This window comes from Mesorhizobium sp. M5C.F.Ca.ET.164.01.1.1 (assembly GCF_004792125.1).
In the GTDB taxonomy this organism is placed as follows: Bacteria; Pseudomonadota; Alphaproteobacteria; order Rhizobiales; family Rhizobiaceae; genus Mesorhizobium; species Mesorhizobium wenxiniae.
Window position 1 is genome coordinate 1 of sequence record NZ_SRTG01000022.1, and the last position, 14,526, is coordinate 14,526.

A 14,526-nucleotide genomic window follows, 5' to 3' on the forward strand; every position below is an offset into this window, starting at 1 on the left:
CGAACGGCAAGCTCGACCGCAAGGCACTGCCGGCGCCGGCCGACGACGCCTATGCGCGCCGCAGCTATGAGGCGCCGCGCGGCGCGGTCGAGACGGCGCTGGCGCAGATCTGGGCGGAGCTTCTCGGGGTCGAGCGGGTCGGACGCCACGACCACTTCTTCGAACTGGGCGGCCACTCGCTGCTGGCGGTGCAGCTACTCAGCCGAGCATCAGATCTTGGACTGAATTTTAGCGCTGCCGATGCCTTCCAGGCCCCAGTTCTGAAGGACCTTGCATCGAAGGTTGGCTTGGAACCACAGCCCAGCAGTGCGGGAGTGATTTCCGTTCAAGCAACCGGATCGCAGCCACCGCTGTTCTTTGTTCCCACAGGTTTCGGCGATTGTTCCTATGTCGTCAGTTTGGTTAAGGAAATGAATGTAGACTGTCCCGTCTTTGCTTTGCCATGGCCGTCTTTCGATGAAGCTCGTCCACTGACCCTTGAAGCGATTGCTGACACGGTCATCTTGGCAATCAAAGAAATTCAGCCCCACGGTCCATACCGCTTCGCAGGATACTCGTCGGGCGGCATCCTCGCCTACGCCATAGCCCAGCGCTTACTGGCCCTGGATGATACCGTGTCCTTCATGGCGTTCATCGATGTTACGTTATTTGCGAATCGATCGAGCATGTCCCCCTCTCTGATCGTCCGAAACATGGTGTTGGAGCGTTTCGAATCGTTGAATGATGAAACCTTCGAAGTTTTGAAACGCTTTGCTGGACAATGTTCAATTGCTCAGCTGATTGAAAAGGCAAAGAGAATTGGGGCGATACCTCCGGATCGTGATCTCCACGATGACATTCTGATGTCGGAAAGAACCGCCCAATTTCATAGGGCATTGCAGTCGTATCAAGTTCCGTCCCTGCCAATCGAGATATATCAGTTTTATGCCATGGAGCCTCTCATCAGCCGTCGGATACCACCTGATAAAGCCTCAACAGGCCAAGAGGCTCGTTCGCCTATGCGCGGCTGGGACCGGGTCTTGAGTCCGGAGGCTATTACTGCCGTACCGATTGTAGGCGACCACGTGACGATGATGAGTGTTATGGAAAACCGCAAGGCTCTGGCCCGAGCTATTTCTACACCTTTAACCGGGGTTCTTGAAAAAGATTCCTAGCGAACTGCACCGAAGGTTCTGGCACCCAGACGAGGTTCAGTCTGGGATCGCGACAATCGCCAAATGTCGGAGAGTTCTGGCTCGGTGATCCAAAGATGGGAAGCATATGTGGTCTGCCGCCGCTGCTGATCGACGACCGAGTCGGGCAATTTCAAGGCCAAGCTGCATTGGCTGAGCTTCTCATCCGAAAAGTCAAAGGGACCAGATAGAATGGAGACTATCACCATTGATCAACAAAACATCCTCGTCGGCATCCGTCCAATAGAACCGGGCGACGAATCCACCTTGTACGATTCCGAAGTTACCTCGTTGGGACGCTCTGTTACCAAAGTTCTCCGCCAAAGCGGTGCTGCAAGAGTAGTCGCCAGAACACTCCTTGGGCAACTGGCATTCCCACCACTGCCGATCCTGAAGACGCGCTCTGGTGTTCCGATCTGGCCACCCGGCGTCGTCGGATCTTTGGCGCACCACGATACCGTAGCAGCCGCCGCCATTGCAGGGACGAAAAGGATTGCGGCTCTCGGCATCGACATTGAGCCTAATGAACCTCTGCCGGAGAACCTGATCGAATTGATTGCAACCCCTAACGAGCAACGCATGTACGATCTACATCTGCTCAAGCGGCGGGACCTCTTTGTTTTGAAGGAGGCTGTATATAAAGCCTATTTTCCACTATACGATGACTTTCTTGAGTTCCAGGACGTGGAAATTGATATCTCTGCGCGATTAGGGTACGTTGCGAAGGCAAATTGCACGTTTTCGCTCGAGTTACTTATTTCCAACAATATAATCGGGTTGGCGTATTCATGGCCGACATGCGGTGACCTTGCCCCGCTGATCTAATCCGGTTGACGTTCGTTCTGGCCCATCGAGAGGACCAGGACATGAACGTAGCCGCTTTTCTGAAGAGCAGATCATCCGAATTTTTGAAGGAACATGAGGACGGGGTGTCGGTTCGCGATCTGTGCCGCAAGCACGGGGTCAGCGACGCCTCGATTACAATTGGAAGGGCCGCTTCGGCGGAATGGATGTCGCCGAGGCTCGGCGACTGAAGGCTCTGGAGGACGAGAACACGCGGCTGAAGCGGCTTCTGGCCGACGCCATGCTCGCCAATGCCGCGTTGAAGGATGCCGCGCCAGAAGCCAACTGCCTGCGGGCAACGAGCCAACTTGGCTCGCAGAGTCCTTTGGCAGCCCGCGAGTACAGGGAGCCGGAACACGAACTGTTCCCGCAGACACGCGGCCTTTATCAACCAAAGAACCGATTTGATGGTGATGCCGCCATCGGGGCTTCGGCGCACCTGACGTCCCGTGGCGGCGCGAAAGACACCCGTGACCAGAGGGTTCGGATGATTTCCTGGCCGTGCCGAGTTTTCCGAACGGCGCTTCCAGACACGACGCGATGAGACCAGCGGAAGGAAATACAGGTCAGCATGTTGCGGCTGATATGGTGAAAGACGCCGGCGATCGTCCGCCTGACGCGGGAATTGAAACCCTCCACCGAACGTGGACCGTGTCGCGAACATATTCGTGGCTGGAATGCTTCACGGTCTCATGTTTGGCAAAACTCTCGCCGATAGCCATGAATGCCTTCGCCTCATCACTCATCAAATGCGAGTGGGTTTCGATCTGTATTTCAATCGCACGTTCGGCAGCACGCAACGAAAGACCGGTCACGACCGCGGCACGTGCGTCACCGGCCGGAGCGCCGGGCGTGACGTCGGCCGCTGCACCATCGCCATGACCGGCGCTTTCTCCGTATTCGCCTGACCTTTCCGGCCCCGTCCCGGAGGTGGTCATCCGGCCGCTTTCGGGACTTCCCCCGAGGTGGAAATGGTCGATCTCGACCGTGCCGTCGAGCATGTTTTTCCCGCGCCGTCATCAGCCGCGGGGCGTGACCCATGCGCCAGGCCGTCGGTTGGCTCACGCCAAGGATCTCGGCGAGCCGGACCGAGTACAAGCCCTTGTCCGACTGGAGCATTAGCCACATGGCTTTCAGCCAAGCACGCAAGGGCAGCTTGGTCGAATGCACTTGGGTATGGTCGTCTCGTGAACTGGAACCGGCAAGCGCCATTGGAGCATTGATAAAGACCCGGTCGCGCAAGCCGCTTGCCTGTACGTATCGCGGCCGGCAAGCGCGATCGAACGCTTGTAACCACAGGCCGGACGGGTTCTGATCTTCTGGCCACACCATGGTTTTGTAGTGGCCGGCAATGCACTTCATCCCGGAAGGCCACGATCATTTCCTCAACGGTCCGAATGTTGGAAAGCGCCGTGAGCATCGTTTCAGGCATTCTCATCCCCTCCAGATCACCGTCCTGCATGGGACGGCCACGACCACAAGCCTTTAGCTGTCTTTAGTTGACGAGCGTGCGCGATGCCGCTCGATATGACAACACGATGTCCAACAAGGCGAATTGTCTATGGAACCTACCCTGACCCGAAAGGCCGAAAAACGGCAAACCCGCCAACCTGCTCGCTGCGCGGGGTACTACCGGGAGAGCCGCGAGATTTTTCAGCTCCAGCGGCGGACGGCCTCGGTCTCATAACCGGCGTGGTACTGGTGCCCAATCTCGGCCGCCGGTTGGGCGTCGGTCGACGGCGCTGCAGGTACTTCCGGGGATGATGATGGCGGCCGCGCCGCTCGATCTAGCGGGCGAGCGCGTGGAGAGACGATTTACGAGATACCGCGACAACTTTACACTAGCTGTTGACGTCGGAGACCTCTACGAACATAAATGCGACAACGTTTTCAGCTTGCCGCGTCTACGAGCCGGCGTCCCTCGCCATCCTAGGCCAGCGAGCCTTTGCCCGACTCATCAACTTGGAAGGCCCCGATCTCCCTCCGAGGAACCCGAACGATATTGCGATCATAGCCCACCCCAGAGGGGCCATGGGCAACCTCTGGAGGTACCTGCCGCATCGACCATCGGTTGGAATAGAAGAACTGCTCGGTTCCAAGAAACAGTCGCGACATAGATATCCATGGAACCGTGATCAGTCCCTCCGCTAACAATTTTGAGAGCACGGCACCGCTACCATACGCGCCGATGACGAAAGTGCCGTTGATCTCCTCTTTAATCGCGTGGAAGTAGGCGAGGATGGGGCCATCGATCTGCGTAGCTGGATAGTCCAAATCGACGGCGAAAAAAATCGTACTGCCTCTATCTTTCGGCTGGCCGACGCGCTTTGCGAACCCCATAGCACTCTTTGCATTTGCAGTGCCGATCGAGCTCGAGAAATTGGAAATATGGCGGCTGCTGTCCTGGAAAATCGGTAGAATTCCGAAACCCTGCCTAGATAGCAGTTTCGCCTCCTCCGGTATGATGGTTTTTGGCCTCGCGGATCTCGCGTAATACCGAATGACCGTGGTCACCGCCGATCTTCGCAAGAAAGTGAGAAATTTCCGGCCCGCCTTATTGTTGAAACGGACGCTGACATCCGCTGCGGACCATCCGTCCGCCTTCGCGAAGTCTTCACAATAGGGCATGGGCTTTCCCGCTACAAGGCGCACCACCGACTTCGCTTCCGCCGACGGAATGTGCGCTATTCACATATTCAACGAGCGTGCTGCTCCTTCTGGCTGAATGTGGAATCCGGCATACGGATCAGGGCAAGACGCGCAGGTAGTAAGGTGAGTCGCTCGGCGGGCCGAAGCGGCCGAAAACCTGCGCGATAGTGGACTGCGTATCCTTGTTTGACAGATTCAGGCACGCCTTTAGCAATGTTGAGGTGACGGCGAAACTGCCAGGGCTTCCACCATCGAAAGCGGCAAGGCAGGTTAAAGATAAATGGATTTTCGCGGAGTCGGATTGATCCAGCATGAAGCAATTGAATGCAGTCGGGTCGCCGTATCTGCTCAGATAGACACTGATGGGCTTCGCCAAATCGACGCCCGCTTTGTCGCCGTCGGCAGCATCGGCGCAAATTGACGCAAGGGTACTTGGCAAATCCGCGACGGCCATCGTGCGGTTCTGGGTCTTCGAAGCCGTGGCGGCCTCTACCTGGTTCGGCACCATTTGCATGGCATTCTGCCACGTACTAGGATCCAAGTTCAGAATTGAGCCTTCGGACAGTTTCTGGATCAAGGCTGAGCAAATCCTCTCCGCTTCGAGGGGGCCGCTGCTCTGTGCGCCGATTACCAGGAAGAGGCCCGCAGTTGTTTCTGCGATGGGGTTCATAGTTGCTTTGTTATAAAAGCGGGGCCGGAGTTCGTCGGCACCGCGGGCAGCCGGACCTGATCTATGACGCTGGCGAGGTTCCTTCGAATTGACACCGTCGGTTGGTGCGCTGCTGCTTTCGAGACCAATCATGAGGATCAGACCTGGGGCGTGATGTCTTGTTGCGGGGTCGAGCCGCCGTTAAAGAAGTTCTTGGCATTCGTAAACTGCTCGGTGGCGTTCTTATTCACGATCTCCTGGAAGTTTTTGTAATCGGGGCCGCCTTTGCGGATCCGGCGAGTCTGAACGATGTTGGTAACCTCGTTATAGCTTATGTCGACGTTGACGTATTGTGTCGATGAGCAAGAAGATTTTAGATCAAGGAAGTACTCATTGAACTCGATTTGTCGTAGAACAATTGCTCCGTAGTCGTAATATCCGCCTGCCCCGTTATCGAGAAGGTAGCTTTGGTAGGTGCATGTCAGAGCCTTGTACTGCTGCGACTTGCTGTTGGCGCTGAAGGTCAGGTTGCCCATCTCAGTGAGGAAGGACTGGAAATCCCTTAGCAGAGACGCCCCGTCAGTGACGATCGCCTTCGCGATCAAGGAGAGGAACGTGGCTGAAACGGAGGTGCCAGCAAACTTGTTTGAGTAACCTTTCTGTTTTTGCCCTCCCATCGAAAGATCGGGAATGTTGGCCACAACGTTCGTCCAGGTGTTGATGTCAAGTTTTTTCGCATCAACGTTAGGATAATGGGTATGCATGTAGTCGTGAATGAGTCCTCCTATAGCCAGAAGGTTGTCCTGATTTTGTTTCATGATGCCGCTGTACGCCGGGTCATCGGTCTTCTGACCAATGAGGTGAAACTGTACTGTTCCTTGATCGTTGGCGATCGTGTCGTCACTGGGGCGCGCAGCACCTGGCTGGGCCAAAACCAGCGACTTGGCGCCGAAAAACGCGCTCGCCGCCTCATAGTTCTTGTCCGAACATCTCTGTTCATGCCCTTGAAAAATGCGCTGCGACCGCGTTCAACATGCTTATCTTCCTTTTCTGAGCGTTGCTGTAAAAGCCGCAAAGTGCCTGGAGTGCGTAAACGCTTGAGCATCAGGTGATCTTTGCGTGTCTTCACTGGCTGTATACTAGTTTTTTTCCGATCCCCACCTTTGCGTCAGGCAGACCTTTCTCTGCGCGCCGCCATTTTGCGATAGCGGAGCGGCGAGAGCCCATGGATCGCCTTGAAGGCCGTGGAGAAATTGTTGCTGTTTTCGTAGCCTAAGGATTCAGCGACCTCGGCCACGCTTTCATGCCCGCTTCGCAAGCGGGCGGCAGCCTCCATCATCCGATAGTGCCGGAACCAGGTCATAGGCCCGCAGCCAAAGGCAGCCTCGAAGCGGTTGACCAGCGTTGTCTTGTTGGTCCCGGCTATGCGCGCCAGTTCGCCGAGGGCGATCTGCTGATCGACTCGCTGTGCCAGCAGAGCGCAAGCCTTCTGAACGAGGGGGTCGGCTGAGAAGAATAGCGGTGCAGAACGCCGCGCGATCTGAGCGACGCAGGCAGTCACTCTGCTCACAACTTCCTGCTCGATCAGTGGCCACAACAGGTAATCGGAATACCCGTCGGAGAAAACCGCCTCTCGGTCCAGCCTGTCTTCGGAAACCAGGGCTAGTTGCACCAGTTCGGAAGAGAGCTTCGCATGACCGTACCCATGTTGCTCCCATTCGCGGCAATCGATGATGACGATTTGCGCGCAGCGCCCCGGCCGCAACAAACGGTGCTCAAGAATATCGATCTGCCGCACTTCGTTGGGCAGATTGCCGAAGATCCGAGAACTCGCAATTTGTGCCAAACACTTACCTGCCAAAGGGTCCGGGCCAAGATACGCGGCCAGAATCGATGCATGCACCTCGGTAACACCCTGAGAACATGGCCTGCGAAGGCCTTGACGCGGCCGAACGGCGGTCGAAGAAGGTGGGTCTTGGTTTGTGTAGTTGGGTGGAAGTGTGAATACCTTCTTCACAGCAGATGCTCGCTCAACGTCGGCGCGCGTCGGTTTCACTGAGTTGGCAGCGGAACCAGCATCGCGTCCCGACGGACGAGGGGGTAATGAACTGGCTCGGTCCTGAAGATAGTGCCAGACTTCGATCGCATCACGCTTCTTCCCTTGGCGAAGCATCAGCCGTTTGCCCTCTCATTGTCGATGGATGCGCCAACTCTGTTCCCGCCGCCGCTGCGGCGGCAATCTTGTGGCGCAACCAGTGATGCTCTGGGTCGCGATGGCAGCGCTCGTGCCAAATCAGCCCAACCTCGTAAGGCGACAGTTCCACCGGCGGATCGAGAATCGCTAGGGGGAGCAAGGCGGCGATCCGTGTCGCGACGCGGTGTGGTACAATCAGCACCAGATCGGTCGCCGCGACGGCCACAGCAGTCGTCAGGAGATTGGACACCAGCACCGGATCGCAATCTTGGAGGTGTAAATTGGCCAGATCATCATGTACCCGGCCGAAGCCATCCTTCGAATCCGAGCCAATGGCAGCGTGGCGCAGGGCAGCGAAGGTCTCGATCGTCCATTCCTGGGCCAGGGCTGGGTGGTCGCAACGTAGCAGGCAGGCGAAGCGGTCAGTATAGAGCCTGCGCCGAAAGAAGCCCGGTGGAGTGCCACCGGTCTGCCCAACGGCCAGATCGATCTCGCCTTGCTCAAGCCGCCGGAGCGCGCCTGTTAGAAACGAGCCGGTTACGATGTCGAGATTAGGCGCGTGCTCGCGCAGCAGGGGTAGGAGAGGCGGCAGCAAGATCAGGGCTTGATGGTCGGGTATCGCCATTATTGTCTTTGATCGCCTTTCCCCCTGGCGGTTCACCATCCCGCGGAGCGCATCCAACACCGGCGGCAGCATTTGGGCCAACCGTTCGGCCTGCGGCGTCGGGACCAAGCCGCTCGAGCCGCGAACCAAAAGATCGTCATTGAAAATGCCACGCAGCCGTGTCAACGCTCGGCTCATCGACGGTTGGCTCAAGCGCACGTGCCGAGCCGCATGCGTGCCGTTGCGGTGCTCCAGCAGCGCCTCAAGAGACAACAGTAAGTTCAGGTCAATGGAGGCCAGCATTTTCTGTTGCCGTGCGGCGCGAGCGCCCTCGACAACCAGTCGTGGCCGCTCACGCGTCTTTGAAGAAATCGGCCGGCGGCAAGAGAGCTCACCCATGTCTTTTCCTCTTGTTTTAATATGGAATGTGCTCAAGCTAACGTCTTGAGATCTGGCGTGCGGTGTAGGTCGATGCTGCTTAGCACATCAACGATGTCGCCAACCGGGTTGGTCGACATATTCATACACGGGCTCTCGATCAGCGAAGCGATGACAGTCGAATGCTCGACACCGACGGACCCGGCGACCAGAGCCCTTATTGCGGATCGGCTCAACTAGTTTGACGAGTGGGCGCAGCCGCGAGTTCTTCGCTTGCCAGCACAATCGGCTACAATCCAACTGTAGTTGGTCGGCGGTCATCGCCATCGGGCTTACCATAGCACATTAACCAAGCCTCGCCGCGGCGAGGCCGGAATGCTGCCCTGATTCACTTGGTCGCGATCAGCCTCATACTGGCAAGTCCGCCGCCTCGAGTTTGGCGAGAAAGCCGCCGCACCATCGATAGACATCGTGGCCTTTGAGACTGTTCTTCATTGCGCTCCAACGGTCTTTCCGTTCCTCTGGTGACATGCGAAATGCCTTTTCCGTGGAGGCCGCCACAGCCTCTGGGTCATAGGGATTGACGAGCACCGCTCCCTCCAACTGGCCAGCGGCGCCGGCAAATTGCGAGAGCACGAGGAGCCCGGATTGCTTGGGTCTTGCGCAGCCACGTATTCCTTCGCCACCAGGTTCATGCCGTCGCGGAGCGGCGTCACTAGACCAACGCGTGCCATTCGGTAGAGGCCGGCCAGTTCCAGCGGGCCATGGGAACGATTGGTGTAGTGTACTGGTACCCAATCGATGGTTCCAAGTTCCCCATTGACACTTCCCACCAGTTCGGCGATGTGCTTTTGCAGCGCTAGATAGGCCGGTATTTCCCCGCGGGATTTCGGGGTAATCTGCAGCAGTAGCGTCTTGCGGACGCGATGACTGTTACGATCAAGGAAATGGCGAAACGCCACGATGCGCTGATCGATGCCCTTGGAATAATCCAATCGGTCGACACCAATGGCGACGTCACAGCCAGCAGTCTTCTTGTAAACTTCCTGCAGATCCCCGTCGCGCGTCGCTAGCTTTGCGAGGCTCTCGAACTTGGCCGTGTCGATACCGATTGGAAAAACCCCGCAGAGAAACTGTCGCCCTTTGACTAGGCAGCTACCGTCTTTCATGAGACGCCCTAGGTTTCGGCGGCTTAGACATTCGGCGAAGTTGTTAGATCGTCGTCGGTTTGAAAGCCGACAAGGTCATAGAACGAAAGCGCTTCCAGTAATTCTTCGCAGAGCGGCACGGTGGCGAGGATGTCCGCCGGCGGCCATGGTATGTGCAGGAAAAAGCCGATCCGGTTGCGGCAGCCGCGCTCGCGCAGTTCTTTCCCTAGAGGGATCAGGTGATAATCTTGCACCCATATGACGTCGTCCTCGCGGTGGAGCGGCATCAAAGACTCTGCGAAGAGTCGGTTGACGCGGTAGTATCCTGACTTTCTCGCGTCGTTGTATTCGGCGAGGTCGACACGGCAGTGGAAGACCGGCCAAAGAACCCTGTTGGCGAAGCCGTAGTAATATTCGTCCAGATCCTTCTCCGAGAGATCGGCAAGGGCATAGGTGATGCCGTTGGCCTCCTGCATCGTCGGTGACGCCTGTTTCTTCTCGGCTTTCACCTTCCCCGACCAGCCCATCCAAAGGCCGCCTCGTTGCTTGAGCGCGGCGTTCAGCGCAATGGCCATTCCGCCCGGGGGCAGTGACCCGTGCTCGTCGGGCAGCGCAACCCTGTTTGACACGATGACCAGTCTACGATCTCCACCGTCCCCACCGACACTCATAATGTTCTTCATGATCACTCCTGTTGCCTGCCAGCTTTTTGGCTTTGATCACAGCCAAGTTAGGGACGGTCACCAGGTGGGACAATCTCATTAGGCGTATGGCAGAATAGCGCACACAAATAGTACTAAGCGGGGCAGGAACTGAGCTCCGAAAGCTTCGGTTTTTCGATCATTTTTCTCCTGATTTAACTGAGAGCGTGGGCCGATTCCCTACGACCACTAGTGTGGCAGACCGGCGCCTCCGGGTTCGCGATGAGCGCATCATCCTACCAACTGTCCCAGAGCTTTGTCACCACGTCTACGAATTCGCCCGCGCTCTTGTAGCGGTAGGCGTGGGTTGGATGTCGGTCAAAGCCGAAACTCAACGCCGCGACCCTCCCATTGGCCAGACACGCTTTCATTGACTGCGATCGGCGCCTGGTGCGTCAAACTTGGTCGGGCTGACCGAACGGATTGCCTTCCTGCGCAAGCTGCAAATCGACTGCTTCATCTGACGGCATCGATCAACACCCGTGCCGTTGTGCCCTCGACGATCCTGAAGAAGCTCTCGGCATCACCGAAGGAAAGCCAACTGGCCAAAGCTCTTCGAGCCCGTCAAGAACAGCGCCTCGCGCGGAAGCGGGTCACAGGGTCGGGGGCATGTCGCGATGCGTTCGCAAATACTGCAGTGTTCTGCAAGTCAACAGCTCGTATATCGAGATGGCAGCGCCTCTCGGTAGCGCGGGTTCTGCCGGCCGCATCGACCGCCGCGCCTCCGCCAGATCGAGCGGCGTAGAGCCTCCAATATTGCGTTCGCGCCGCTGTCCTAGCCAGCGAAGGTCGTGTTCGTCATCCCCGCGGTTCGCGTGCACCCGCCGCTGGCCCTCATCTGATGCGCGCTTGGCCCTGTGGACAGCAGACAGCGAAGCCGCCATGGCCGCGAAAGTCTCGCAATGGCGGCTCGATTCCAGGTGCCGCCCGCCACTTTTGCGAGGTGATCCGCACAGGTGCCCGGCGTGGATCATGCCATCCATCCCTTGACCGCATCATTGCCATCGTCCTCCTTCAGCCGGCCGAGCCTCCCGGACGCCGGATCGACGGTCTGCGCTGTCTTACCGAGTTTCAGCCTTTGCTATCGCCTCCTGCCCTCCCTGCCGCGCACGCGGCGTAGGACTGTCACTCTACCCTGCTAGCATCTCCTCACTCACGCCGGAAAGAATGTCGTCAACGTCCATCCTGTGCGGCAAACGTCACAGCAATAAGACAGAACGCAGAAACGCCATAATGGCGTCCTGCCAAGCAATGAGCATCGAGGATGCCGAGGCCTCAGTCATCCATGAGTTCGATTCCTGCAAGCGGGCCGGCTCTTTAACCGGCCTTCCCTGGCGCTCGCGCGCCGGCAAGCTCCTGTCGGCTTTATGAAGTCGGTGACCGGCTTAAGGTTCCTGATTCCCGCACTGGGCATTTTTGCTGACCCGCTGAATTGGATCAGGCTACCCTAGCGACAAAAAGACTCGGCACAATCTGGGTGCCGGGTCTTTAAGGTCACATTCGTGATTGGGCAGGTGCTGTGACGCTTCTTGGCTACGCCCGCACGATTAACGAGCCGTTAACTGCGGGGATATCTCAGCTTCTATTCGGCGGCAAGAAGCCGGCGTTTTGGTTTCTCCCGGATCATTCGCGATTTAAATCAAATCCGCCTGTGGATATTGACGATTGCGCGACCATCACCTCGTAGACGGCTAATGCGGGCGGTAACTAAGAGGGTCATATGACTAGCTATTTTTCCGCCGCGCGAGTGCATTTAGATCGAGCGTATCATTACCTGCGTGGCGATGACCCGATGAGTCGGAGGGGGCGCGAAGCCTTGGATCTGCTAATTGAGGCGGTTGCCGTCGAAGAGCTCAAGCAGCCGCGACAAGACGCGGGGGTGCTAATGTTTCCGAATGGGCGCCGCTTCTGAGGCGATCTCTTGGTGGCCACCATGAACATGTGCGCAAACACCCTCAGTATACAGCCCGTCCCGGCATGAACCGAGTCGTGCAATCGAATGGGGCCCGAATCGTGTCGCTCACAACCACTCGAATTGAGCTGCCCTGGCTGAAGGTCGCATCATCTTCATCGGCGGCAGCTATTCCGGAATGGCCGCCGCCCTACAGGTTGCTCCGCGCCCGACGCCGGACTGCGGCGGAACCGTTTTGCCTGTCATCCGCATGGTTGCTGTCCCAGGACGGCGTCGATGCGGCCGAAATCGCGAACGGTTGCGTGAGCAGCTTTCGCGCTACGAGACGCTCGCCTGGTAGAACCGAACGGCCGAACGGGTGAGGGAGCCGCGACGCTTTCGGCGTCCTACTCGCCGACGGCGGAGGCCGTCGAGTTGTCTTTTCGCTACCGGCGTTTCAGATACGCTGCCAAGGGTTAAGGGGCTGGCATGGGGCAAGACCCACTGCCGCTACTGTCTTGGCTATGAACTCGACCGGGGACGGCTCGGCGCGATTGTTACCAGATCCTGCTCGGTCCACCAGGCACTTCGTCTGCCCGAATGGGGAGGCGCCCGCTGCTTTGCCCTGCGGGACGAATGCCCATTTCCATAATCATTGCATATATCGGTGTTAGGAAGGTCCGAATCTGAAACGAAAACAAATCGGGCGAGGCTTGATCATGTCGACCGCTAGCCAAGGGAAATCGCCTGCACAGCTTTTCCGCCATCTATCGGCCAAGTGGCCTGCGGCGTTCAATCCAAAAGCGCCCAGGCCGCTCAAGATCGGCATTCATCATGAGATTCGCGTGCTTGACGGCGAACTGTCCGATGATGAATTGAGGAGAGCCCTGCTGGCCTATACCAGGATGGCCAAATATTTGGCGAGACTGGATGCCGGTGCCGCACGGGTCGATCTCGATGGCAAGACCGCCGGCGTGGTCTCGGATGCGGACGCGGCGACCGCCAAGGCTTTGCTTCGCGCCCGCAAGGACAAGCAAGAGTCCAACCAAACGCCGGAACCAAGGGTAGAGCCTCAAGCGCCACCCAACCCGAAACCGAAGCGACGTGCCGTGTTCGAGGCGAAGAATACGGCCGACAGCCCGACCGACATAGTCGTTGAGACGAAGCGTCGCCGGTCATTCCGAAGGCCGGTGGCTTGATCGCCGCTGACCGATGGGCTCGTGCCGACCGGAACAGCCCCTGAGGGTCGGAGCACATGGCGACGCCCTGTGCCGATCCGAATTGCCGCGAGTGCGCGAAAAACGGAGTGGTCGGTCATCCCTTCTTCGAGATGAGCGAAAGCCGGACGCTATTCCGATGGTCGTTCTGGCCACCGCTGCGACCGTTATCGTTCGGGATGGCAGTCACGTCGATGCCGGCCCCAGATTGACTGTGGCCGCTTCACGAGCCCACGCTGCTGTTTGGATCTGGACGACAAGCGGTCGCTGCTGCCTCATGCTCTCGGCGACTTGGGGGAGGTGCGAATATTATCTAGGCCGATCACACGGTTTTCGCCACCGCTCCCACATACTCTTGAACGGCTTTCGAATAAGCCACGACGGCAGCGGCCCTCCGCACCCCCCGGCCCGCGCTTTTGCCCTCTTGTCCCGCTTTCCCAGACGGCCATAGGGCCGGCGTTCGCGCCAAATATTTCCGGCCGGATCCGACTTCAAAGAAAAGGGCGGCATTGGTGCCGCCCTTTCCGTATCTGAAGGCTGACGGGCTGGATTAGAAATCCATGCCACCCATGCCGCCGCCGCCCATGCCGCCAGCCGACTCCTTCTTCGGAGCCTCCGCGATCATGGCTTCGGTGGTGACCAGCAGGCCGGCGACCGAGGCCGCGTCCTGGAGTGCCGTGCGCACGACCTTGACCGGATCGACGATGCCCATGGCGATCATGTCGCCATATTCGCCGGTCTGGGCGTTGAAGCCGAAGGTCGGACCCTTGTTCTCGAGGATCTTGCCGGCAACGATCGATGCTTCCGCACCGGCGTTGGCCGCGATCTGACGGGCCGGAGCCTGCAGCGCGCGACGCACGATGGCGATGCCAGCGGTCTGGTCGGAGTTGGCGCCGACAGCCTTGATGCTCAGCGAAGCGCGCAGGAGTGCGACGCCGCCGCCGGGAACGATCCCTTCTTCGACGGCCGCACGGGTCGCGTTGAGGGCGTCATCGACGCGGTCCTTCTTTTCCTTGACTTCGATCTCGGTCGCACCGCCGACGCGGATGACGGCAACGCCGCCCGCCAGCTTGGCGAGAC

Annotated in this window: 11 protein-coding genes and 3 pseudogenes; 6 read left to right on the forward strand and 8 right to left on the reverse strand. The window is 58.2% G+C overall.

Features of this window, described 5'->3' with window-relative positions:
* The 3 genes and pseudogenes from EN807_RS31710 to EN807_RS31720 all read left to right on the forward strand — a co-directional run.
* The coding region (locus tag EN807_RS31710; protein WP_246684486.1) for a thioesterase domain-containing protein at positions 1–1,154 on the forward strand (1,154 nt) is incomplete at its 5' end.
* A 210-nt stretch (positions 1,155–1,364) separates the two neighbouring features.
* The gene (locus tag EN807_RS31715) at positions 1,365–1,997 is read left to right on the forward strand and encodes a 4'-phosphopantetheinyl transferase superfamily protein (protein WP_127208880.1); all 633 of its coding nucleotides are present in this window, start codon (positions 1,365–1,367) and stop codon (positions 1,995–1,997) included.
* Positions 1,998–2,067: 70 nt separating this feature from the next.
* A pseudogene (locus tag EN807_RS31720) lies at positions 2,068–2,283 on the forward strand (transposase); the annotation flags it as partial.
* Between the two features lie 298 nt (positions 2,284–2,581).
* On the opposite strand, the gene EN807_RS31725 reads toward EN807_RS31720, so the two are convergent.
* The 7 genes and pseudogenes from EN807_RS31725 to EN807_RS31755 form a co-directional block, all read right to left on the reverse strand.
* On the reverse strand, positions 2,582–3,016 hold the full coding sequence (locus tag EN807_RS31725; protein ID WP_127208881.1) for a transposase: 435 nt from the start codon (positions 3,014–3,016) through the stop codon (positions 2,582–2,584).
* 928 nt (positions 3,017–3,944) lie between these two features.
* Entirely contained in the window at positions 3,945–4,643 is a 699-nt protein-coding gene (locus tag EN807_RS31730; protein WP_127208882.1) for a glycoside hydrolase domain-containing protein, read from the reverse strand.
* 118 nt (positions 4,644–4,761) lie between these two features.
* Entirely contained in the window at positions 4,762–5,241 is a 480-nt protein-coding gene (locus tag EN807_RS31735) for a glutamate acetyltransferase (RefSeq protein WP_246684487.1), read from the reverse strand.
* A 230-nt stretch (positions 5,242–5,471) separates the two neighbouring features.
* Positions 5,472–6,245, reverse strand: a complete 774-nt coding sequence (locus EN807_RS31740) for a hypothetical protein (protein ID WP_245485635.1) — start codon at positions 6,243–6,245, stop codon at positions 5,472–5,474.
* Positions 6,246–6,481: 236 nt separating this feature from the next.
* Entirely contained in the window at positions 6,482–7,216 is a 735-nt protein-coding gene (locus EN807_RS31745; protein WP_128178041.1) for an AraC family transcriptional regulator, read from the reverse strand.
* A 244-nt stretch (positions 7,217–7,460) separates the two neighbouring features.
* A complete protein-coding gene (locus tag EN807_RS31750) occupies positions 7,461–8,414 on the reverse strand; it encodes a LysR family transcriptional regulator (protein ID WP_189522650.1) in 954 nt (317 codons plus the stop codon).
* Positions 8,415–8,897: 483 nt separating this feature from the next.
* A pseudogene (locus tag EN807_RS31755) lies at positions 8,898–10,308 on the reverse strand (trehalose-6-phosphate synthase).
* Positions 10,309–10,789: 481 nt separating this feature from the next.
* On the opposite strand from EN807_RS31755, the pseudogene EN807_RS37730 reads away from it, so the two are divergent.
* The 3 genes and pseudogenes from EN807_RS37730 to EN807_RS31770 all read left to right on the forward strand — a co-directional run.
* Positions 10,790–10,897, forward strand: a pseudogene (locus tag EN807_RS37730) (Tn3 family transposase); the annotation flags it as partial.
* A 1,161-nt stretch (positions 10,898–12,058) separates the two neighbouring features.
* Positions 12,059–12,250, forward strand: a complete 192-nt coding sequence (locus EN807_RS37080) for a hypothetical protein (RefSeq protein ID WP_127208887.1) — start codon at positions 12,059–12,061, stop codon at positions 12,248–12,250.
* A gap of 698 nt (positions 12,251–12,948) precedes the next feature.
* Entirely contained in the window at positions 12,949–13,428 is a 480-nt protein-coding gene (locus EN807_RS31770) for a ProQ/FinO family protein (protein WP_127208888.1), read from the forward strand.
* A 568-nt stretch (positions 13,429–13,996) separates the two neighbouring features.
* On the opposite strand, the gene EN807_RS31775 is transcribed toward EN807_RS31770, so the two are convergent.
* Positions 13,997–14,526: TCP-1/cpn60 chaperonin family protein (locus EN807_RS31775; protein WP_281405233.1), on the reverse strand; the 530-nt coding region annotated here is incomplete at its 5' end.

Excerpts from the sequence above, each read along its gene's own strand:
- EN807_RS31715 (WP_127208880.1), top strand. The coding sequence starts at position 1,365 with ATGGAGACTATCACCATTGATCAACAAAACATCCTCGTCGGCATCCGT.
- EN807_RS37080 (WP_127208887.1), top strand. The coding sequence starts at position 12,059 with ATGACTAGCTATTTTTCCGCCGCGCGAGTGCATTTAGATCGAGCGTAT.
- EN807_RS31770 (WP_127208888.1), top strand. The coding sequence starts at position 12,949 with ATGTCGACCGCTAGCCAAGGGAAATCGCCTGCACAGCTTTTCCGCCAT.
- EN807_RS31730 (WP_127208882.1), bottom strand. The coding sequence starts at position 4,643 with ATGCCCTATTGTGAAGACTTCGCGAAGGCGGACGGATGGTCCGCAGCG.
- EN807_RS31725 (WP_127208881.1), bottom strand. The coding sequence starts at position 3,016 with ATGCTCGACGGCACGGTCGAGATCGACCATTTCCACCTCGGGGGAAGT.
- EN807_RS31750 (WP_189522650.1), bottom strand. The coding sequence starts at position 8,414 with ATGCTGGCCTCCATTGACCTGAACTTACTGTTGTCTCTTGAGGCGCTG.